General features: G+C 65.6%; 19 protein-coding genes, 1 tRNA gene and 1 other RNA gene. 7 read left to right on the forward strand and 14 right to left on the reverse strand.

The features are described from left to right. Positions 1-11: 11 nt before the first annotated feature. The gene (locus ACZ46K_RS02620) at positions 12-443 is read right to left on the reverse strand and encodes a PaaI family thioesterase (protein ID WP_054806927.1); all 432 of its coding nucleotides are present in this window, start codon (positions 441-443) and stop codon (positions 12-14) included. An 88-nt stretch (positions 444-531) separates the two neighbouring features. Here ACZ46K_RS02620 and ACZ46K_RS02625 point away from each other — a divergent pair, with 88 nt between their 5' ends. Next, complete coding sequence (locus ACZ46K_RS02625) at positions 532-996, forward strand: winged helix-turn-helix transcriptional regulator (RefSeq protein WP_054806926.1); 465 nt, start codon at positions 532-534, stop codon at positions 994-996. Between the two features lie 7 nt (positions 997-1003). Here the strand turns inward: ACZ46K_RS02625 and ACZ46K_RS02630 are convergent, their stop codons facing one another. Beyond that, positions 1004-3190 carry a DNA polymerase III subunit gamma and tau gene (locus ACZ46K_RS02630; protein WP_464746526.1) on the reverse strand — a complete coding sequence of 729 codons (2187 nt, stop codon included), beginning with the start codon at positions 3188-3190 and terminating at the stop codon, positions 1004-1006. A gap of 109 nt (positions 3191-3299) precedes the next feature. Between ACZ46K_RS02630 and ACZ46K_RS02635 the strand changes: the two genes are divergently transcribed. After that, positions 3300-3974 (forward strand): PadR family transcriptional regulator, encoded by a 675-nt coding sequence (locus ACZ46K_RS02635; protein WP_464746528.1) that lies wholly within the window; start codon positions 3300-3302, stop codon positions 3972-3974. Positions 3975-3981: 7 nt separating this feature from the next. Here the strand turns inward: ACZ46K_RS02635 and ACZ46K_RS02640 are convergent, their stop codons facing one another. Then, positions 3982-6660 (reverse strand): LuxR C-terminal-related transcriptional regulator, encoded by a 2679-nt coding sequence (locus ACZ46K_RS02640; RefSeq protein ID WP_464746530.1) that lies wholly within the window; start codon positions 6658-6660, stop codon positions 3982-3984. 533 nt (positions 6661-7193) lie between these two features. Here ACZ46K_RS02640 and ACZ46K_RS02645 point away from each other — a divergent pair. Then, on the forward strand, positions 7194-7598 hold the full coding sequence (locus ACZ46K_RS02645) for a hypothetical protein (protein ID WP_464746532.1): 405 nt from the start codon (positions 7194-7196) through the stop codon (positions 7596-7598). A 25-nt stretch (positions 7599-7623) separates the two neighbouring features. Here ACZ46K_RS02645 and ACZ46K_RS02650 read toward each other — a convergent pair whose 3' ends face one another. The 5 genes from ACZ46K_RS02650 to ffs form a co-directional block, all read right to left on the reverse strand. After that, complete coding sequence (locus tag ACZ46K_RS02650; RefSeq protein WP_054806453.1) at positions 7624-8367, reverse strand: chymotrypsin family serine protease; 744 nt, start codon at positions 8365-8367, stop codon at positions 7624-7626. Then, positions 8364-8945, reverse strand: a complete 582-nt coding sequence (locus tag ACZ46K_RS02655; RefSeq protein WP_054806454.1) for an HhH-GPD-type base excision DNA repair protein — start codon at positions 8943-8945, stop codon at positions 8364-8366. The genes ACZ46K_RS02650 and ACZ46K_RS02655 overlap by 4 nt, the downstream gene beginning before the upstream one ends. Positions 8946-8966: 21 nt before the next feature. After that, positions 8967-10388, reverse strand: coding sequence for a hypothetical protein (locus tag ACZ46K_RS02660; RefSeq protein ID WP_464746534.1), 1422 nt, complete (start codon positions 10386-10388; stop codon positions 8967-8969). A gap of 207 nt (positions 10389-10595) precedes the next feature. After that, a complete protein-coding gene (locus tag ACZ46K_RS02665; protein WP_054810554.1) occupies positions 10596-11885 on the reverse strand; it encodes an aspartate aminotransferase type Ic in 1290 nt (429 codons plus the stop codon). A gap of 48 nt (positions 11886-11933) precedes the next feature. Further along, positions 11934-12028, reverse strand: an RNA gene (gene ffs, locus ACZ46K_RS02670) — signal recognition particle sRNA small type. Positions 12029-12144: 116 nt separating this feature from the next. On the opposite strand from ffs, the gene ACZ46K_RS02675 reads away from it, so the two are divergent. After that, positions 12145-12232: transfer RNA gene (locus tag ACZ46K_RS02675), tRNA-Ser, on the forward strand. A gap of 205 nt (positions 12233-12437) precedes the next feature. Next, entirely contained in the window at positions 12438-12692 is a 255-nt protein-coding gene (locus tag ACZ46K_RS02680) for a hypothetical protein (protein ID WP_054806455.1), read from the forward strand. A 7-nt stretch (positions 12693-12699) separates the two neighbouring features. On the opposite strand, the gene ACZ46K_RS02685 is transcribed toward ACZ46K_RS02680, so the two are convergent. Together ACZ46K_RS02685 and ACZ46K_RS02690 are read right to left on the reverse strand one after the other, a co-directional pair. After that, positions 12700-13527 carry an ABC transporter permease gene (locus ACZ46K_RS02685; protein WP_464749218.1) on the reverse strand — a complete coding sequence of 276 codons (828 nt, stop codon included), beginning with the start codon at positions 13525-13527 and terminating at the stop codon, positions 12700-12702. Continuing rightward, entirely contained in the window at positions 13527-14516 is a 990-nt protein-coding gene (locus ACZ46K_RS02690) for an ABC transporter ATP-binding protein (RefSeq protein WP_464746536.1), read from the reverse strand. Before ACZ46K_RS02690 ends, ACZ46K_RS02685 begins: the two co-directional genes overlap by 1 nt. Positions 14517-14605: 89 nt before the next feature. Between ACZ46K_RS02690 and ACZ46K_RS02695 the strand changes: the two genes are divergently transcribed. After that, positions 14606-15379 (forward strand): TetR/AcrR family transcriptional regulator, encoded by a 774-nt coding sequence (locus ACZ46K_RS02695; protein ID WP_464746538.1) that lies wholly within the window; start codon positions 14606-14608, stop codon positions 15377-15379. Between the two features lie 3 nt (positions 15380-15382). Here the strand turns inward: ACZ46K_RS02695 and ACZ46K_RS02700 are convergent, their stop codons facing one another. Beyond that, positions 15383-16498, reverse strand: a complete 1116-nt coding sequence (locus ACZ46K_RS02700) for a GmrSD restriction endonuclease domain-containing protein (RefSeq protein ID WP_464746540.1) — start codon at positions 16496-16498, stop codon at positions 15383-15385. A 116-nt stretch (positions 16499-16614) separates the two neighbouring features. Between ACZ46K_RS02700 and ACZ46K_RS02705 the strand changes: the two genes are divergently transcribed. Further along, complete coding sequence (locus ACZ46K_RS02705; RefSeq protein WP_054806533.1) at positions 16615-17265, forward strand: YoaK family protein; 651 nt, start codon at positions 16615-16617, stop codon at positions 17263-17265. Here ACZ46K_RS02705 and ACZ46K_RS02710 read toward each other — a convergent pair. The 3 genes from ACZ46K_RS02710 to ACZ46K_RS02720 form a co-directional block, all read right to left on the reverse strand. Next, complete coding sequence (locus ACZ46K_RS02710) at positions 17253-18149, reverse strand: alpha/beta fold hydrolase (RefSeq protein WP_054806532.1); 897 nt, start codon at positions 18147-18149, stop codon at positions 17253-17255. The two genes, ACZ46K_RS02705 and ACZ46K_RS02710, sit on opposite strands and share 13 nt — an antisense overlap. Before the next feature lie 89 nt (positions 18150-18238). Beyond that, on the reverse strand, positions 18239-19543 hold the full coding sequence (locus ACZ46K_RS02715; protein WP_464746542.1) for an MFS transporter: 1305 nt from the start codon (positions 19541-19543) through the stop codon (positions 18239-18241). Further along, positions 19536-19967, reverse strand: coding sequence for a MarR family winged helix-turn-helix transcriptional regulator (locus tag ACZ46K_RS02720; RefSeq protein ID WP_054810235.1), 432 nt, complete (start codon positions 19965-19967; stop codon positions 19536-19538). The genes ACZ46K_RS02715 and ACZ46K_RS02720 overlap by 8 nt, the downstream gene beginning before the upstream one ends. Positions 19968-20043 lie beyond the last annotated feature (76 nt).

Consider the following 20043-nt stretch of genomic DNA (forward strand, 5'->3'; position numbering starts at 1 on the left):
CAAGCACGAGCTCACGCAGGTAGCGGAATGTTCTGCAGTCGTAGCTGACCGCGAGCGAGAACCTTGTCGGTCGCGGTGTCGCTGATGATCACCTGCCACAGTTGCTGCGTGCGGCCCTGCTGGATCGGCTCGGCGACCACAGCTGCACGGCATCCGCTGCTGGAACGCAGGAAGTCGGTGGCGTTGTGCACGCCGACGGCGAATTGACCGCGGTCGACGACTGCAGTACTGGCTCCGATGCTGCCCGCGCTCTCCACGATCGTGGCGTAGACACCGCCGTGCACGACGCCCCACGGAGTGAGGTGGTCTTCGCCGAGTTCGACGTATCCGGACACTCGCGTCGGTGTCGCTTCCTCGACGACGAATCCGCTCGCGGCGACGAACCGGCTCGCAGCCGAGAGCGATGCGTCCGGTACCGCCGCAGTTCCGTTCGTTTCCGACATGGTTGCTCCTCACTCCTCTGACTTCTGAAATCACAGTTAGCCAGGCCGAAGGCTGCCTGTCAAGGCCACACTCAGCTAGGCTCGTTGCATGCATTGGCTCGACTACAGCACCGACAACTGCTCGGTTCAGCGAACGATGAACATCATCGGCGAGAAATGGACGATGATCGTCCTGCGCGAGGTCTTCAACGGCGTGCGGAGATTCGAACAGATGCGCGGGCACACGGGGATCTCGGAGCCGATCCTGTCTGCGCGACTGCGCACCCTCGTCGACGCGGGTGTGCTCGACACTGTGCCCTACCAGGAGTCGGGACGCCGGACCCGTCACGAATACCGGCTCACCGACAAGGGCCGAGAGCTGTATCCGGTTCTCATCGCTCTACTGCAGTGGGGCGACCGGCACTGCGCCGACCAGGAAGGACCAGCCCTCACCGTGCATCACCACGACTGCGGCGAACCCGTCGCGGCGGTCGTGCAATGCGAGGCCGGCCATCGCGTAGAGCCGCGCGACGCGGACGTATTCCCCGGCCCCGGCGCGCAGCGGGCGGGCTGACCGACCACTACTTCTCGTCGATCGGCCGCGCTCCCAGTACGTCCTTCAGCAATTCCATCGCCACTTCCTCGGGGTCGCGGCGGGTGGACGGGTCTCCCGGCGTCGCGGCCTCGGCGAACATCTCGTCGACATCCTCCTGCGAGATCGACGACGGATCCGGTGGCGGCGCATCGTAATTCGAATCCGGACCGGGATCGTCCGGAAGATCGGGGCCGTCGGGCGGCGGGATGTCGTCGTACTCGGGACGCTGCGACGCCGCTGCACCCGGCCCGTCACCGGGAGGAAGCGATGCGTCCGGCGCGGGTGCCCGCTTGGCCTGACTGGGCCGCGAGAACCGCGGCTGCCCCGTGGGGCGCGACTGCTTCGGTGCCGCAGCCGTTTTCGCAGGTGCAGGCGCGGCCGACCCGTGGACACACGTGACCTCGAAATCGACGCCGAACAATTCGCGGAGCGCATCGGCGATCACGGTCGCGTTGCGCGGCTCGGCGAGTCTCTTGACCAACGGCGCCGAATCATGAACCAAGACAACCCTGGTGCCGTCGACGTCGCGAACTGTGGCACCGGACAGCATGACCTCCACAGTCTTGCTGCGGGCACGCACCTTGGCACGAACCTCGGACCACACCCCACGGATCCCGGCGGCATCGGGACCCGATACGGCAGCAGGCTCCGGCATGGATTCGGGAGCCGGTTCGGGTCTCGGCTCAGGCTCCGGCGCAACAGGTTCCGGCGCCGGCTCCAGCGCAGACTCGGGTGCCGGGGTCGGCACCACAGGCTGCGATGGCGGCACCTCAGCGCGCGGCTCGGGAGCCCGAACAGGCTCCGGCGCCGGCGGTTCGGGTTCCGGGGCTGGAGCCGGGGGCGGCGGGGCCGCTGTCTCGCTCGGCGCCGGATCTGCAGCACGCCGCTGAGAGGGACGTTGGAATCGCGCTGCCGGCTCGTCGGACTCGATCGGGGCGGCGGCAGGCTCCGACACCGGCGGAGGCGGAGCCGCAACGGAACTCACCGATGCCACCGCTGCACCGTTCACGGCGGGGCCCCGGACGAACCCTTGCTCGAGCCGCTCCAGCCGTTGCAGTACCGCGGACTCCGCGTCGGATGCCGAGGGAAGCAACATACGAGCGCACATCACCTCGAGCAACAGGCGGGGTGCCGTCGCGCCGCGCATCTCGCCGAGCCCGGCATGGATGATCTCGGCGTAGCGCGTGAGCGTGGCCGGCCCGAGCCTCGACGCTTCATCACGCATGCGCTCGAGCACATCACCGGGTGCATCGACGAGTCCGCGTTCCGCGGCGTCCGGGACGTTACGCATGAGGATGAGGTCGCGGAGACGTTCGAGGAGGTCGATCGCGAAGCGCCGCGGATCGTGCCCGGCGTCCATGACCTTCTCGACGGTGCCGAACAGTGCTGCACCGTCGCCGGCTGCCAATGCGTCGACGGCTTCGTCGATCAGCGCGACATCGGTGACTCCGAGCAGCGACAGTGCGCGCGGGTAGGTGACGCCCTCGGGGCCCGCTCCTGCGAGGAGTTGGTCCATGACGGACAGCGAGTCTCGGGGCGAACCACCGCCGGCCCGGATGACCAGCGGGTACACCGTGTCTTCGACCGGCACGTTCTCCTGGACGCAGATCTTCTCGAGGAGGCCCCGCATCGTGGTGGGAGCGAGCAGCCGGAACGGGTAGTGGTGCGTTCGCGACCGGATGGTGGGGAGCACCTTCTCCGGTTCGGTTGTCGCGAACACGAAGATCAAATGCTCCGGTGGCTCCTCCACGATCTTGAGCAGGGCATTGAATCCCTGCGTCGTGACCATGTGGGCCTCGTCGATGATGAAGATCCGGTACCGCGACTCGGCCGGTGCGTAGAATGCCCGGTCGCGTAGCTCTCGGGTGTCGTCGACGCCGCCGTGGCTGGCCGCGTCGAGTTCGGTGACGTCGAGGTTGCCTCCCCCGCCGGGCCCGAGCGACTCGCACGACCGACACTCCCCGCACGGTGTCGAGGTAGGGCCCTGTTCACAGTTCAGCGACCGGGCGAGAATGCGCGCCGACGACGTCTTGCCACAGCCGCGCGGACCCGAGAACAGGTATGCGTGGTTGATACGGCCGGTGTCGAGAGCCGTGCTGAGGGGGGCGGTGACATGCTCCTGCCCCACCACCTCGGCGAAGGTCGCGGGTCGATACTTCCGGTACAGGGCCACGCGCCGAGAGTACCGGCGCGCGCCGACAAGATCCGAACGGCGCCATCCTTGACAAACGATATATCGTGAAATATCGTGACTGCATCAACAACGATAAGGAGTTCGCACCATGCGAAACACACGACAGATGCGCGGCGGACGCCGCGCCCACGCCATGAATCAGTTCTTCACCGAAGGCCCGTTCCTGGGCGAAGACCCACGACGTGGGGGGCCGTTCCAGGGCGAAGACCCGCGACGCGGGGGCCCCTTCGGCGACGGACCGCACGCCAGAGGCCACCGTGGTGGTCCCATGCACCGCGGCGGACGCCGAGGACGGGCCCAACGAGGTGACGTCCGCGCGGCAGTACTCCAGCTACTGGCCGACGAGCCCATGCACGGCTACCAGCTGATGCAGGCGATCGCGGACCGCACGGGAGGTGTCTGGAAACCGAGCCCGGGAGCGATCTACCCGACCATCTCGCAACTCGAGGACGAAGGGCTGGTCCGCGTCGAAAAGGATGCGGGTCGCAAGCTCGTGTCGCTGACCGACGAGGGGCGTGCCTGGATCGCCGATCCGGCCAACGAGCAGACCGATCCGTTCGCCGGCCACTCCGCCGACGAAAACGGCCCCGACCTTCGGGGAGCGCTCCGGGACCTGCAGGCAGCCGCACGAGTCGTCGCGGTCAGTGGCACCGACACCCAGATTGCGGCAGCACACAAGGCACTGGTCGACGCACGGAAGTCGCTCTACCTGCTGCTCGCCGAGGACTCCGCCCCGGCGACCGACACGACCGATCCGATCTGACGGTCGATCACCGTTCACGGGGGTGGGCGAGCGCCTCGCGCGCGAGCCCCACTCTCGAACGAAGGCCGAGCTTCGCCAGAGCATGCGACACGTGCGTCTGCACCGTCCTCGGTGACACCCGGAGACGCGCCGCGATCTGCGGGCCGGTCAACCCTTCCCCGACCAGGATCGCGACCCGCCTCTCCGCCGCCGTCAACGACTCCCAGCCGGTCTGCGCAGTTCTGCGCGACCCGACTGCGCCGAGCGGCACACCGCACTCCCGCACTCTGCTCGCGATCCGATCCGCGACGGTGCGCGCTCCGAGGTGTACCGCAAGATCATGAGCGCGACGAGCGTGGACATGCGCCTGCTCGCGCTTCGCCGAGGCTGCCGCAGCACACGCCGCCTCTTCGAGCGCCGCGAGCTCCGCAACGGCGTCGCCACCCGCAGCGAATGTGTCGGCCACCTCGGCCAGACCCACATGGTCCCCTTTGCTCAATGCTTCGACGAACTCGACGGCCGGCGCAATCGCCGGCGACCGGTCTGCCCGCATCTCCTGGACAACTTCGTAGACCTGCGCGAACAGGACCCGGTCGCGGGTCTGCACGGCAATCCGGGCGATGTGCGGGCCGAATCGGAGCGCCCACACCAGCCGGCCGCCATCCACCGCAAGACGCCACGCCTGTGCGGCGCACTCTTCGGCTCGCTCATGTTCGCCGAGCGCACTCCACAATTCCGCACGAACGTACTCGATGTCGGGAAGCCCGAACATCCGTGGCGTGTTCCCCGCCTCCCACGTCCGCAATCGTCGCTCGGCGGATTCGAGATCACCGCGGTGCACGTCGACCAGCGCAGCGGTCCCGACGGCACACGATGTCCAACCGGAATCCGTCTGTGCGGCAACGGCGAGCGCATCGTCGCACGCGGCAATCGCCTCGTCCCATCGCCCCAGCGTGAACAGTGTCGACGCCATGACCGAATGGTGTAGCGGCAGCAGCCACATCTCGGCCATCGTGTGAGCGCGGCGCGGCACAACGGTCCGTCGCGCCAACGCCGCGATCGGTCCGTGTGCGTAGAGCGCTGCCCACATCGCCCACGCTCCGGCCACAGACGTCTCGCGATCGAGCACGCCGTGTCCGCTCGCCGCCTGTTCCCCGCGTTCGAACCATTCGAGTCCGAGTGTGGCGTCCCCGGAAAGCACTGCGTGGACACCCGGCCCGATCGTGTCGAGACCGAAGTCTGCCAACTCCTGGTCGGCGGCGGGTGGAGCCGACGCGTCGTCCAAGAGTGGCTCGACGCCCCCGAGCAGAGCCAGCCACTCGCGGTACTGCTCGAACCACCCGCGTGCCTCCGGCGGCAACGACAATCGGAGCAGCTCATCGATCGAGGCTCGGGCACGAGGTACGTCACCGAGCACAGTGTGGGATGTCAACGACACCATCAGGGCGAATGTGCGTTCGTCACGTGCGGTCTCGAGCACACCGTCGGCGAGCTCCGCAGCCGCACGGAATCGGCCGGATTCCGCGAGCACGGCGGCACGCGCAAGGGTCGGGTTGCCGCGAACAGTGGCCGCCAATTCATCTGAATCGAAGACCCCGAACGCCTGTACCGAACTGGGCTGGCGACTCGGCACGAATGTGCCGGGTGCGTCGGCCCGTTCGCGATGAGCCGACAATCGGGCGGCGGGCCCACCACCTCGGGCCAATGATTCCGCGACGGCGTGATGCAGCAGTCTGCGTATGCCGGGCGCAACGGTGTCGTACACGATCTGCCGATAGGCGGGTGCGACGAAGTCGAGATCGCCGTCGTCCGACCAACACAACACCCCCGCGTCGACGGCGGCGGCGACCGCACCCGCGCACCGGGCAGGTGCCTCCCCACCGATGTCCGCGAGTTCCTCGATGCCCATCGAACCGTCCGCAACAGCCAACACCTGCACGAGGTCACGTACCCGTGGCGACAGGCGTGAGAGGTGGGATCGGATACTCCGTCCGAGCTGGTCGGACAGTTCCACTTCGGTTCCGCGAAGGGTGATGAGGCCGGATTTGTCGACGACGGTGTGCTCGCGGCGCGCGAGCAGGTCGACCAACTGCCCGACGTGGAGCGGATTTCCCCCGGCCTGGCCGAGATACCGGATCAGGTCGGGAGCGGGATCGCCACCGAGATGCAGGCGAACGACGGCGGCCACCTCTTCGGAGTCCAGCGGAGTGAGTTCGATCGTCCGTGCATGAGGTTGCGCGGCGAACATCGTCAGCGCCGTCCGTTCCGGCACCCGGCGGTAGGCGAGGATCACCGTGAGCGGGAATCGAGCCGTGACCGCACTGATCCTGTGCAGCAGAGCCAAGGACTCTCCGTCGGCGAGATGCGCGTCGTCGACGACGAGCACGACAGGTCCGTCTGCGTAGATCGCATCGAGATCGTCGACGTTGTATCCGAGGATTTTCATGTCGGGTGTCGCACCGGCACCCACAAGGAAGAGACGACCGACTACGGAAAAAGGTGAGCGCGAATCCAACTCGTCTGCTGTTGTCGCCACGACACGGACATCGTCGAGTATGCAGGCGATTTCACGAAGGACCGTGGTCTTTCCGAGACCGATCGAACCGACCAGCGCAAGCGCGCCGTGTTCGGTGCACCGAACGTATCGGCGCACATCGTCGGCGAGGGATCGGACCAGATCCGCACGAGGTGTCCGATCTTCCTCCATGAGATCAAGATTAGGTCGGTTATGTCCGTTGCAGGCCGATACGCGAGAACCGACTACGTCGTTCGACGGATGTTTCGAACGCGTTCCGGGGCGACGATGAGTCCATCCCACTCTGCACTTCGGCGACATCGACGCCGGAACCGACCGACAGGGACTCGATCATGACCTACCGAAGGATTCTCGGATGCGCGACGGTGGCACCTGCTGACGTCCCCCTCGTACTGGCCGGCACCGGCGTCGCGACTGCGATCCGACGGTGTTGTGTAGGTGGGACATGACCGGCCCCGACGGGTGGATCGTGTGGCACGAGTCGGTGAACACGCCTCCGGGCTGCACAAGAGCGCGATCGACCTCATCGAGAGAGGCTTCGCCTGAGGATGTTCCGCGATTGCCGATCGGCGATGTCCATCGTCATCGACAGTCGACGGCATCGCCGCCGAACTCCGAGCGAACGGACCTCGCCCCCCGACCGGATGTCCGTTCGCTCGGAACCCACCGTGTTCCGTACTACCCAGGAAAGTCCAGAGAAGACCATGACAACGTTCCGGAAGATCCTCGGATACTCGGTCGCGACGGTCGCGACCGTTCCCCTCGTGCTCGCCGGGTCCGGCATCGCACACGCAATGGGCGGAGCACTGCCTGGCTCGGTCTACTTCACCAGTAACTCGGACTCGATCACTGCTCACATCGATCCGAGCCGCGGCATCACCGACTGCGCGCTCTTCGTAAACGACGGGCACCCCGACAACGCGCCCGATTCGGGCTGGTCGAGCGACACGATGATCACCGTGTGGGTGGCTCCGGGTACGTACACGGCCACGTTGAACTGCAAGGCCGACGGCAGCGCCGAATGGCACAACGTCAAGCAGGAGCAGGTGAACGTGCCACCTTCACTGATCGATCAGCTGATCGACCTGCTGGAAACCGGTTCGAGCTGAGCCGACGTTCTCAGGTGTATCGACCTCAGGGTGTATCGACGAGGGTGAAGCCCGCGCCGACTCCTCCCTGCGCGTCGATCTCCTCGACGATCCGATCCGCCCGCTGGTAGGCCGCGAGCCCTCGGCCGGTCGGCCGGTACCCGACGGAGAGCCCGATCCACTCGCGGGTGTCGGCCCGGGCCAGCGGGCCCCCCGAATCCCCCGGCTTCATCAGCAGTGCGGACGACATCAGGTTCGAGTCGACGAGCACGTCACCGGAGGTACAGGCCACCCCGTTGGTACGACCCGCGGCGCACTGCACTCCGACGGCGCTGCCACCGGGTTGCAGCGATCCGATGGATTCGAGGACGACTCGATCTCCACGGTCGTTCGGCAGCGAGGTGTTCGAGCCGCGTACCTTCGTCTCGTCGAGCAGGAGGACGGCGTAGTCGGGTGCTTCGTCGGTGGGGAAGCCGATGGGGTCCACCGAGCCCGTGCTGGCGACATCGGTCTCGACGCCGAGCGGTCCGCGATGCTGCTCGCCGACCTTCCACACCTGGGATGAGCCGTCCTGTCTGCAATGGCCGGCGGTGATGGCGACGAGGCGGTCCGCATCGTCGCGTCCCACCGCAGCGACAGAGCACCAGCCGGGTACCGGCTCTGCCGAGAACGTGATGCCATCACCCGGACGAAGCACGACCCGGTCGTCTCCCCCGCCTGCCGCGGCAACCCCCGGAATTGTCACTGCGAAGGCGAGAGCCGCGGCGGACGCAGTCAGGCCACGCTTCACTTCTTTCCGGCTTTGGCCGCAGCCTTGGATGCCTTCTTGAACTCGCGCACCTCGTGCAACGACTGCGAATCGACGACATCGGCGATCGAACGCCGAGCGTCCTCGTCGCCGTACGCTCCCGCAGCCTCGCGCCAACCCGCGGGGTGCACGCCCCGCTGTTTGCCGAGAAGCGCGAGGAAGATCCGAGCCTTCTGATCGCCGTACCCGGGAAGCGCTTTGAGTCGCTTCAACACTTCCTTGCCGTCCGGATCGCCGGAGGTCCAGATCGCGGCGGTGTCGCCGTCGTACTCTTCGACGATCGCAGTGCACAGCGCCTGAATGCGCTGACCCATCGATTTCGGGAACCGGTGCACAGCCGGTGGCCGGGAACACACCTCGATGAACTCGTCCGGGTCCATTTCCGCGATCCGGTGCACGTCGACTCCGCCGAGCCGATCGGCGATCTTCTTCGGACCCGCGAACGCCGTTTCCATCGGTACCTGCTGGTCGAGCAGCATTCCGATGAGAAGCGCCAGCGGGTTCTCGGAAAGCAATGCGTCTGCGTCCGGATCCCCGACCAGGTTCAACGTCGTTGCCATGGGTCGATCATGCACCCAGGATCACTGTCGCCGCCACAGGACGACACCCACGATCACCGTCGTCGTGAGTGCAATCGAGGCGGTCAACGCATACATCCAGTGCGGAAAGAGCGTGGGTTCCGATGTGTCGGGCACCGCCGCGAGAGCCGCGAACAGTGCGACGACGGCGATTGCTCCACCCGCGGCGGACCAGCCGTGTGCGAGCCGGGAGTGGCGCGCTCCGCGCAGCTCGGCGCTGCGCAGTACCGCGTGCTCGATCACCTCCACCGCGTTCGCAAGCTCTGCATCGAGGTCGGCGATCTCGTCGGCTACCCTGCGGACCAGCAAGGACCGCAATTGCGTCGGCTGCGTCCACGAATGGAACCGGTCGTTGTGGAGCGAGGCCTTACGCAGCAGCGCCCGTTCCATTTTCCGTGCCTGCATAGTGGCGATATCGTCCAACGCCTCGACGAGTCGGTCGCCGGTGAGATCCTCGTGGCTGCGGAGGTGACCCAGAACCCGCCAGAAATCGGTTGACGAGTGGGCACGCACGGCCACCCACGGCAGCAGTCCGTAGATCATCTCACCGGTGTCGTTGCCTACGTAGTCGCTGCCGACCGGGGTTGCTTCGAGATCGAGCAGTACCGCGCCGGAGTCTTCTCGCACTGCGATCGCTGCGCCCGGTTGCGCGGGCCGGTCCACGAGCGGGACCCGGTCCCAGTTCCACAGCACGCCCCACATCTGCGCTGCGGCACGGGCCTGGGAGTCGGTATGTCGTCCGTCGACGAGGTCGCGCACGCGGTCGCCACCGCTCGACACGACCTCCACCATCAGGGCCTCGATGACCTCTCGGTCGCCGACGCCGCGATGCCGGTGCACCACCGACTCGCTCAGGGCACGGTATGTGGTCGGTGCGGGCATCCGACAGTTCAACCCCGGGAACAGGTCATTGAGACACGCGTCGCTGTTCAGCGAGAACGGTGCGAGGAACTCGTCGACGGCAGGGCGGAATCCGGCACCGTCGCGGTCCTGCAATGCGTCGGCCCGCCAGTCGATGAGCGGGGATGTGTCGTCGGTCAATGCTTCCAGTGCAAGTACGAGCCCGTGTCCTGGGATCTCCCACAGCGACAAGCAGGTCGCAGGCAATCCGACGAACGGACGTACCGCGCCGGTGCGCAACGAACCCGTCGAGGCCCCGAACGACAGCGGGGCACGCCCATGGTCGGTGATCTGCCGGTACGCGAGCAGGCTTGCCGGTCGCACGCCGTGGTCGGTGCTGGGCAGCGTGCCGATACGTGCAGGAAGGAACGGCTCGAGCTCACCCACCGCCGCGATCGGTGGCGGCGACACCGCCGAGGCCTCGATATCGAGAGCCAGGAGAAAAACCTTCAGTACACCGTGACAGCCCGTGACGGAACCGACGGCTGCGCCGGCTCCGGATCGTACGAGAGCGCGGTCTTCCATCACACTCACCACTTCCGAACCCGCCGCGGGAACGCGGCGACCCTGATATCGGAGTATGGCACTTATTCACAGGAAAGCGAATCTTCCTGTTTCCGGAGCTCAGAGCGCTGTGCCAGAAGTTGTCCACCGTTGGTCCACCAGTTCTCCACAGCTTTGTCCACAGCTTGGGAGAACATGTGGCATCCGGGGCCGGTGCGGCCCCGGATGTCAGTGTCCGAGTGTCTTCTCCGTCGCTGCGAGCAGGACGCAGGTTGCGACGCCGTCCATCGCCTTGACGAGTTCGTCGAGCGACGGGAAGCTCGGAGCAAGGCGGATGTTCTTGTCGTCGGGGTCGTTCTTGTACGGGAACGCCGATCCCGCGCCGGTCAGCGCGATTCCCGCGTCCTTCGCAAGTGCGATGACCCGCTTGGCGGTGCCGTCGACGACGTCGAGGCTGATGAAATAGCCGCCCTTCGGCTCCGTCCACGATGCGACCTTCGACGAACCCAGACGGTCTTCGAGGATCTTGCGGACCAGTGCGAACTTCGGCGCGAGGATGTCGCGGTGCTTCGCCATATGCGCGCGCACGCCGTCCGCGTCGCCGAAGAAACGCAGGTGGCGCAACTGGTTGATCTTGTCGGGTCCGATCGTCTTGATCCCGAGCAGCTTGACGTACCAGTCGAGGTTCGCGGTGGAGCTACCGAAGAAGCTCACACCCGAGCCCGCGAACGTGATCTTGGACGTCGAGGCGAGAGCGAACACACGGTTCGGGTTCCCGGCCTCTGCGGCGAGACCCAGGATATCGATCGCCGGGGCGACCTCTCCGAGAACCGGGTGCACCGCGTACGCGTTGTCCCAGAAGATCCGGAAGTCGGGAGCCGCGGTCGGCATCGACACCAGCGCGCGAGCGATGCCCTCGCTGTAGACCGCACCGGTCGGGTTCGAGTACGTCGGAACCGTCCACATTCCCTTGATCTGCGGGTCGTTCGCGACAAGCTCCGCGATCGCCCGGGTATCGGGGCCATCGTCGTTCAGCCGGACCGGAATCATCTCGATGCCGTAGCGCTCGGTGATCGCGAAGTGACGGTCGTAGCCGGGTGCCGGGCACAGGAACTTCACGACCGGTTCCTGCGACCACGGACGCGGCGAATCGACTGTGCCGTGCAGCAGCGACCACGTGATGAGGTCGTGCATGATCTCGAGGCTCGCATTGTTCCCGGCGAGTAGGTTGTCGGCGGGGATGGCGAGCAATTCGGCGAAGATCGCGCGCAGCTCGGGCAGGCCCTTCAGCCCGCCGTAGTTGCGGCAGTCGGTGCCTGAGGCATCCCGGTAATCGTCCGCGCCAGGCAGCGTCAGCAACTCCGCAGAGAGGTCCAGCTGCTCGGGGGACGGCTTGCCGCGGGTCAGATCCAGCGTCAGCTTCTCGGTCTTCAACCGCTCGTAATTCGCGGATTGGCGCTCGTGCTCTGCAACGAGTTCCTCATGGCTCATCAACCCGATCTGGGTCTGCGTAGGCATGCGGAGAGACCTTTCACCGTGCACGGTGACACGGGCATCGGCGGAAAAATAAGGGGACCCCGCGCACCCGGCAGAGCCCGTTGACCCTTGCTGCCTTCCGGCCCTGGGGGAGTTCACAGGATGCGCGCCGCGCGGGATCCATCGGCAAGTCTAGAGGACTCCCCACACCGGCGCGCACCACCCCCTCCAAGGCGTCCCGATTCGTGTTTCGACCTGCCCGTTTGGGAACTCTGCGGGTTGGTTCGGTATGCTTCCCCACGGAGGATTCGCCTAGTGGCCTATGGCGCTCGCCTGGAACGCGGGTTGGGTTAACGCCCTCAGGGGTTCAAATCCCCTATCCTCCGCCAACAGGAAAGCCCGTGAACAGCAGAAATGCTGGTCACGGGCTTTCCTCGTTCCAGGTCGCTCCACCAAGACCGCGTACCGAATCCGTGTCATCGTTTGTCCCAGCTCAGCACGCATTGGACACTGGAACGGCCCCGGGAGCGACTCGGGGTGCACCTGGGAATGGGGCGGCGGCGCCGTCGGGATCGAAGGAGTTCGTCGAAGACCGTGCTCAACGACCACAACGACACGATCCGCGACCAGGCCGATTCACAGCAGGCCGCCCAGTGGCGCGAGATGCTGGACCGGGAGATCGACGAAGTCTCGGCCGCGATCGAGGCCATCGAGAAGCGCGCCCTCGCGGAACACCGCGCCGGCGCTGTCGATCGCGCGCGCAGGTTCGATGCCGACAGCGAGAAACTCCGCATCGAACTGAAGGAACTTCACCGGATGCGACGCAACCTCACCGACCGATTCGCCTGACCGGACGTCATGCCGTCCTGCGGGTCTGACGAATACCGACGAGCAGACCGACGACACACGTCACCAGCGCCGCCACGACTCCCTGCAGTACGTCCGTGTCGGCGAACGAGCCGCCGAGCAGTGCGCGTTCAGCGTCGACGATGTAGGTCAACGGGTTGGCGAGTGCCACCGTTCGCATCCAGGCAGGTCCCGTATCGAGTGGGAGCATCATTCCGGACAGGATCAGCAGCGGGAAAATCAGTGTCTGCTGCACCGTCCAGAACAACCATTCCCGGTTCTGCGCCGCCAACGCGAGCGCACACGACAACGCACCGATGCCGATCCCGAAGACTCCGAGAATCACCAGGCCGGCCAGCAGGTGCAGCGGACGGAGAACGAATCCGAACGGTACGCACGCGATGGTGATGAGCAGGCCCTGCACCACAAGCGGCGCGAACTCCTTGAGTGCTCGGCCGACCAGTAGCGACGAACGGCTCAGCGGTGTCGCCAGAACCCGTTCGTACGACCCGGTCATGAGTTCGTACAGCAGATTCGAACCGGTCATCGACGTGCCGAACAACGCGATCATCACGACCACACCCGGGACGAACCACTGGAGTGTCTCTGCCGTCGATCCTCCCCCGAGCGTTCCGGCGAGTAGCGGTCCGAACAGCGCGAGGAACACCAGCGGTTGGAGCAGCGAGAAGACCAGGCTGAACGGATCCCTGAGAAGCAGGAGGATCTCTCGGATGAAGACCGCAGCGGTGTCGGCGACGAACTTCGCGATGCCCGTCCGCACTGGAATCTGCACGTCCGTCGCAGTGGGTGCGGTGGTGTTGTCGGTGGTCACGCCCATCACGCGACCTCCTCTCGCAAGCTGCGACCGGTGAGGTTGAGGAATACGTCGTCGAGACTTGCCTGCGTCAGCGATGCGGACTGCACGGTCCATCCGGCGAGCCGTAGGGCCTCGAGCACAGCGGGTAGTCGTTCGGCTCCGTATGTGGTGGCGATGGTGACGGTAGCGGTGTCTGCCCTGTCCGCCGCGTGCGTCACCTCGACTACCCCGACGTCGGGTGGCAGACACTTCCTTATTCGATCGGACACGGCGGCAAAGGAATCCGATCTTGCGATCGCCACGGACGCGGTGATGACGTCGTCCGCGTAGTCCCGCTCGAGATCGGCCGGGGGTGCGTCGGCAACGATGCGGCCGTGGTCGATGACGACCACCCGCTCGGCCATCTTGTCGGCCTCTTCGAGATAGTGCGTGGTGAGCACGATGGTCATTCCGGTGCGCTCACGAAGCGCCGAGATGTGTTCCCACAGATTGGCTCGGCTGTGCGGGTCGAGACCGGTGGAGGGTTCGTCGAGGAAAAGCAGTGGCGGGTGATTCATGAGCCCGAGGGCGACGTCGAGGCGCCGTTTCTGCCCACCGGACAGCGACGAGATGCTCCGCTTCTCGAGCCCACCGAGCTCGAGCGCATCGACGAGATCCGCTGCACGACGCCGATATTCGCGACTCGGAAGTCCGTAGAATCTCCCCTGGTTGTGCAATTCGTCGCGCACCTTGTACGAATAACCGCCCCCGTTACCCTGCCCGATGTAGCCGATGCGGGAACGCACGAACGACGGCTCGCGGACCACGTCGAAGCCGGCCACCTCGGCGGTGCCGGAGGTGGGAGTGAGCAGGCTGGTGAGCATCCGCATGGTGGTGGATTTCCCCGCTCCGTTCGGGCCGAGGAATGCGACCAGCTCGCCCTCTGCGACGTCGATATCGACGTTTTCGACGGCCCGGATCGTGTCACCTTTTCGATGGAAGGTCTTGGTCAGACCACGTGCTCGGATCACAGGATCCCCTTTTCGTACGACGTACTGAAATGAGCCGGGTCAGATTATCATACGATGTACGGGAATGGCGCCCACCGGAAGGAACTCGCGTGACCATCGACGAGCAGAACGATCCCTACGAGGTTGTACGCAGCCCCGAGGTCACGCGGCGGCTCACCCTGCTGTGGGACCCGCCCGAACCGAAGACCCGCGGACGCAGAGCCACCCTGACCCGCGACGACGTTGTCACCGCAGCCGTCACCCTCGCCGACGAGGGCGGGCTCGATGCACTTTCGATGCGGCGGGTCGCGTCGGCCCTGAACGTCGGCGCGATGTCGCTCTACACCTACGTGCCCGGACGCACCGAATTGATCGACCTCATGATCGACCGTGTCTACGCCGAGATGGATCTGCCCGAGGCAGGCGCGCAATGGCGGCCCGCGCTCGCACAGTACGCCCGCGAGCACTGGGCGCTCTATCAACGTCACCCGTGGATCCTGCAGACCAACATGTGGCGGGCTCCCCTGGCTCCCCACGTCCTCGACGCGCAGGAAGCAGGACTGCGCACCCTCATCGACGCCGGACCCACCGAACGTCAGGTGGTCGAAATCCTCAGCGTCGTAGATAATTTCGTCCAAGGACAAGCGCGGACCGTGATCGCCGAGACTCGCGAGAAGGAGAGCACGGGACTCGACAGCGACGCGTACTGGTCGTCGATGAGCAGCTTCTGGGTGGACTTCTTCGACGTCGAAAGGTTCCCCACGATGACCCGTATCTGGAACGCGGGCGCGTTCGACGAACCGCAGGGCCCGTTCGAGTCGAGTCTCGAGCGCCTGCTCGACTCGATCGAACTCACCGTCGATCGGGCAGGCGTCGGTTCCTGACGCCTACTCGCAGGCCACGCCGTCGTTGTCGCGGTCCATCTTCGGCCGGTACCCGGGCTCACCCACATACAACGGCGCCGCCCCTGCCGCGCGGGCGGCAGCGCAGTTCTCGTAGTACACCGAGCCCGTGTCGGCCTCGACGACCGGAACAGGTTCCGGGGTGGGCTGGGGTTGGACCCGCTGGGGTGCGGCAGTGGTCGCAGCGGGTACCGGCTGCGGCGCAGGGATCGTCGTGGTCGTGGTCGGAACCACCACGGACTCCGACGGTTGCGCGACAGGCGCCGACCCGCCGCACGAGGTGAGAACCCGCACCATCGCGTCGTGTTCGGCCTGCGTCACCCACAGGTTGTAGGCGGCCTTCACCTGCACCTGGCGTGCCACATACGTGCAGCGATAGGCATGGTTGGGCGGCAGCCACGTCGCGGCGTCACCGTCGCTCTTCTGCTGATTGGTGGGCCCGTCGACCGCCTGGAGATTTCTCGGATCGTTCGCGAAGTCGGCGCGGGTCTGCGCATCGAGCTGTTGGGCGCCCTTCTGCCACGCGTCCGACAGCGCGACGACATGGTCGATCTGCACTGCTGTGGAAGTTTCCTGACCTCGGGTGAACGCAATAGAAGTACCGGTGTACGTGTCGGTCAGGGTGCCGGACAGGACAACGCAGTCACGGGTACCGGGCTTGTAGGCGATATCGACGAGGTCCCGGGCAAGGATGTCGTTGCGGGTGTCGCAGCCGTTGTGCCCGCCCGCGACCGACACGTCGTCGCTCCAGGCCTGGCCGAACAGGTCGCGGTCGTAGCCGGTCTTCGGTGCACGGCCCTTGATCGGCAGCGTCGAAAGTTGCGCGAGCGTGGCCCCCGCTCCCCCGTTGACCTCGATGTCCGCCGGGAGTTCAGCGACGGGCGAGGCCGCAGTCGACGACGGCGACGCTGCCGACCGCTCCACGGTGGGGGTGGTCGTCCGCGCGACGCTCGAGGTTTCGGTACTTGCTGCACGGTCGACGTCCGGCGCGACGTCGCCGGCCACGTCGGTGCAGCCGGCGACGAACACCACCGCGGCGGCTATCACCGCAGCCCAGCGGGCGCGCGAAAGAACGGGGGTTGTGACGTGCAATGGGGACAACGGAGCACTCCTGTGCGCGCGAACAAAGCTACTGCCAGCGGTATCGCCGCGTCCTGTCCGGTTCGTTACATTCACTACCGGACCGTCCACGTCGTCGGCGCACCTATCATTCGTCCGTGGTCGGATACAGCAGGAAACTCCATGCACTCGCGGTTGCACTGGCCTCACTTGCAGGCTTCGTGGACGCCCTCGGCTTCATCACACTCGGCGGAGTCTTCGTGTCGTTCATGAGCGGGAACTCCACCCGACTGAGTGTCGGGATCGCCGAAGGCGCGTGGCAACACGCAGGCCTCGTTGCGGGTGTCCTCGCACTGTTCGTCGTCGGGGTGATACTCGGCGGGGTCGTCGCGGAATTCACCGATCACGACCGCCGTACGAGGAAGAGCTCGGTGCTCGCCCTCGTCACCGGACTGCTTCTGATCGGCTCGATCGGCGTCCTCGCCGGATGGATCCCGCTTGCCGTCATCGCGATGACGTTGGCCATGGGTGCCGAGAACTCCGTGTTCCGGCGCAACGGCGAGGTCAGTATCGCCTTGACCTACATGACCGGCGCGCTCGTCAAGATCGGCCAACGCATCGCTGCCGCGTTCTTCGGCGGCCCCCGTTGGAACTGGCTTCCTTATTTCGCCCTGTGGGCAGGGCTGGTCGGCGGAGCGGTTCTCGGAGCACTCGCACACCACGTGCTCGGTCTGCACGCACTGTGGATCGCCACCTCCGTGTCCGCCGCGCTCACGGTCGGTGTGCGGTTCCTGCCCTACCGAGCGTGAACGACGCGGTCATCGAGAAATCCCTTCAACCCGCCACTGAAGACATCGTTGTCGTCACCCGCGACCATATGACCCGCCCCGGCAACATCGATCATCGTGGCGGTCGGGATCAGCTCGAGCAGTTCTTTCGCGCCTTCCTCGCTGACCACATCGGACTGCTTACCGCGAACGAGCATCGTGGGAACGGCGATCGCGATTGCGGCGTCCCGGGCGCGCTCGTATCGCACGATCGAGTCGGATTGGCGAGTGGGTTCGTCGCCCTCGCGAAGAAACGCCGGATCCCAATGCCAGTACCACCGGCCGTCACGCAAGCGAAGATTCTTGCGCAAACCTTCAGGATTGGGCTTACGAACACGATTCGGCGTATAGGCCGCGATTGCCGCGGCAGCATCATCGAGGCTCTCGAATCCGTCGAGGCCACTGCGCATGAACGACATGATCTCCGCGGTGCCGCCGGTTTCGACCTTCGGAGCGATATCGACCAGGACCAGACCGCGTGCGAGCTCGGAATTCTCACCTTGCCCGATCAACGACGTCATTCCACCCATCGACGCGCCGACGAGAACCGGCTTCTCCCCCAGCTCACCGATGATCGCCGTCAGGTCGGCGACCAACGCATTCATGCCGTAGTCCCCGTCGGGGGCCCACTGACTGTCCCCATGCCCACGCGCATCCACAGCGATGGCGGACCAGCCGTCCGACGCAAGGCTGCGGCCGGTGTTCCGCCAGGAATGTCGCGTCTGCCCGCCGCCGTGCAGCAACAGCACCACACCTTTTCGGTCGACGCCCGACCCGCCGTCGCTGCGGGTCCGTGGATCCCACCGGTCTGCGGCAAGGATGACACCGTCACCGTGAAATGCGGGCTGTGAAACTACCGGATCCATGAAATCCCTCACTATCATCGAAATTGCGTATCACTCATCATGCAACCTGGTGAACAATCATTCACCGGACTCGCCCTATGACGCATCGATCAGTGCGGGGGCTGCGCACCTGTCGCGACGTCGAGATGCTCCGCCTGTCCGGGGAAGCGCATGCCGGCAGTAGGCCGAGCCCTGCGGCCGTGCACCAGCCAGTAGAAACCCAGCAGTGCCACCATCACACCGGACAGGACGAGATACATTCCGGAATAACCGGTCGCCGGTAACAGCGCACCGAGCACGATCGGACCGACACCCACGCCGGCATCGAGCATCAAGAAGAACGTGGAGGTGGCCGTGCCGACCTTTTCTCGCGGCACGATGGACACCGCCACAGACTGCAACGACGTCATCAACGCGCCGAAGCCGAGTGCACACAGGATTGCCGCAGTCACGAATCCACCTGGGGCAGACCACAACGACAGAACAGCCAACCCGGCCGAGAAACACACGATCAGCGGATAGACCACAGCATTGTCGCCGCACCGATCCTGCAACGGACCGGCGAAGAACCGCGATGCGAGGAGCACTGCGGCGTAGACCAGGAAGAAGACGCTGGGAACAGCCGCGCTCAAATTCTCGTCCTGCGCATAGCCGTTGAGGAAAGCCAGCACGGACGAGTACGCCAGACCACCGATCAGAATGACCGCAGATATGGGAATGACCTTGGTAGAGACCATCTCACGTATCGAGAACCGTCGCGCACTGCGATGGCCGGGTGCTTCCGGAAGACGGACGATCGACCCGACAACCAAAGCCGCCACGGCGAAAACGGTGCACGTGATGAACAGTGAGTCGTAGCCGAAGAGGTCCGTCAACTGCAGTGCGAGCAAAGGACCTATCGCCGTGGCCACGGTGGTGGACGTACCGAACCAGCCCGTGCCCTCACTCAGCCGCCCGCGAGGTATCAGTCCGATGACCGACGCCGCCAATGTGGTGTTGGCAGCACCGAAAGCCAGACCGTGCACGAAGCGCACCGCGATCAGCAGCCACAGGGATCCCGCCACCATGTACGCCGCCGAGACCCCGAGGAACACCACAAGAGCAACGATCAGGATCCTCCGTCGACCGACCAGATCCATTGCCTGACCGGTGAACAATCGCGTCACCACAGACCCGATGACGAACGCGCTCACCGCGAGACCGGACTCGGCGTCCGATGCCATGAAGCGATCCACCGCGTAGAGGGCCATCGCGGTGATGAGCAAGTAGAAGACCATCGCTATGAGGAAATTGGTCAGCGACGCCAAGATGAAGTCCCGAGACCACAGGCGATGCCGCTGCGGCGAGGTTTCGGGAACCGAGGTCTCGGGAGCTGAAGACACAGACAACGATGACCGCGCGGTGGGCTCACTCATCAGGCAAGGCCTTCACCAATTTGCGCAGGACAGGCAGGACGGACTCGAGCATCTCGACCTCATCCGCGGTAAGCCGATCCGCGATAGCGCGTTCCAGCCACAGATTGCTCGTCGCGCGCTCCTGCGCCAGCCTGTCCCGTCCGATGTCGGTCAACTCGACCCACACGCGCCGACGGTCCTCGTCGTCAGGGGTGCGCACGACGAGCCCGAGGCTCTCGAGCTCTCGTACCGCTGTGGCGATCGCCTGAGGACTGATCCGCTCGGCTGCGGCAAGGGTCGAGGACGTGGTGGCGCCATGATCCGCCAGGTAACCGAGCACACCCATCTTCCCGACGGAGATGGATTGGTGAGCGCTGAACCGTCGCCAGAAGGGACGGAGCGCCTCCCGGAGTTGCTGGGCGATGCTGCGTTCGACGGTGGTCACTCGAACTAGTTTACAACTAGGTTTATCAATCTAGTTGACTAACTGCTCCCCTCTTCGCCACGACGCCCTCCGACCG

It is taken from the genome of Rhodococcus sp. JCM 9793 (assembly GCF_055380405.1).

Excerpts from the sequence above, each read along its gene's own strand:
- ACZ46K_RS02620 (WP_054806927.1), bottom strand. The coding sequence starts at position 443 with ATGTCGGAAACGAACGGAACTGCGGCGGTACCGGACGCATCGCTCTCG.
- ACZ46K_RS02625 (WP_054806926.1), top strand. The coding sequence starts at position 532 with ATGCATTGGCTCGACTACAGCACCGACAACTGCTCGGTTCAGCGAACG.
- ACZ46K_RS02635 (WP_464746528.1), top strand. The coding sequence starts at position 3,300 with ATGCGAAACACACGACAGATGCGCGGCGGACGCCGCGCCCACGCCATG.
- ACZ46K_RS02640 (WP_464746530.1), bottom strand. The coding sequence starts at position 6,660 with ATGGAGGAAGATCGGACACCTCGTGCGGATCTGGTCCGATCCCTCGCC.
- ACZ46K_RS02645 (WP_464746532.1), top strand. The coding sequence starts at position 7,194 with ATGACAACGTTCCGGAAGATCCTCGGATACTCGGTCGCGACGGTCGCG.
- ACZ46K_RS02655 (WP_054806454.1), bottom strand. The coding sequence starts at position 8,945 with ATGGCAACGACGTTGAACCTGGTCGGGGATCCGGACGCAGACGCATTG.
- ACZ46K_RS02660 (WP_464746534.1), bottom strand. The coding sequence starts at position 10,388 with ATGGAAGACCGCGCTCTCGTACGATCCGGAGCCGGCGCAGCCGTCGGT.
- ACZ46K_RS02665 (WP_054810554.1), bottom strand. The coding sequence starts at position 11,885 with ATGCCTACGCAGACCCAGATCGGGTTGATGAGCCATGAGGAACTCGTT.
- ACZ46K_RS02685 (WP_464749218.1), bottom strand. The coding sequence starts at position 13,527 with ATGGGCGTGACCACCGACAACACCACCGCACCCACTGCGACGGACGTG.
- ACZ46K_RS02710 (WP_054806532.1), bottom strand. The coding sequence starts at position 18,149 with ATGGATCCGGTAGTTTCACAGCCCGCATTTCACGGTGACGGTGTCATC.
- ACZ46K_RS02715 (WP_464746542.1), bottom strand. The coding sequence starts at position 19,543 with ATGAGTGAGCCCACCGCGCGGTCATCGTTGTCTGTGTCTTCAGCTCCC.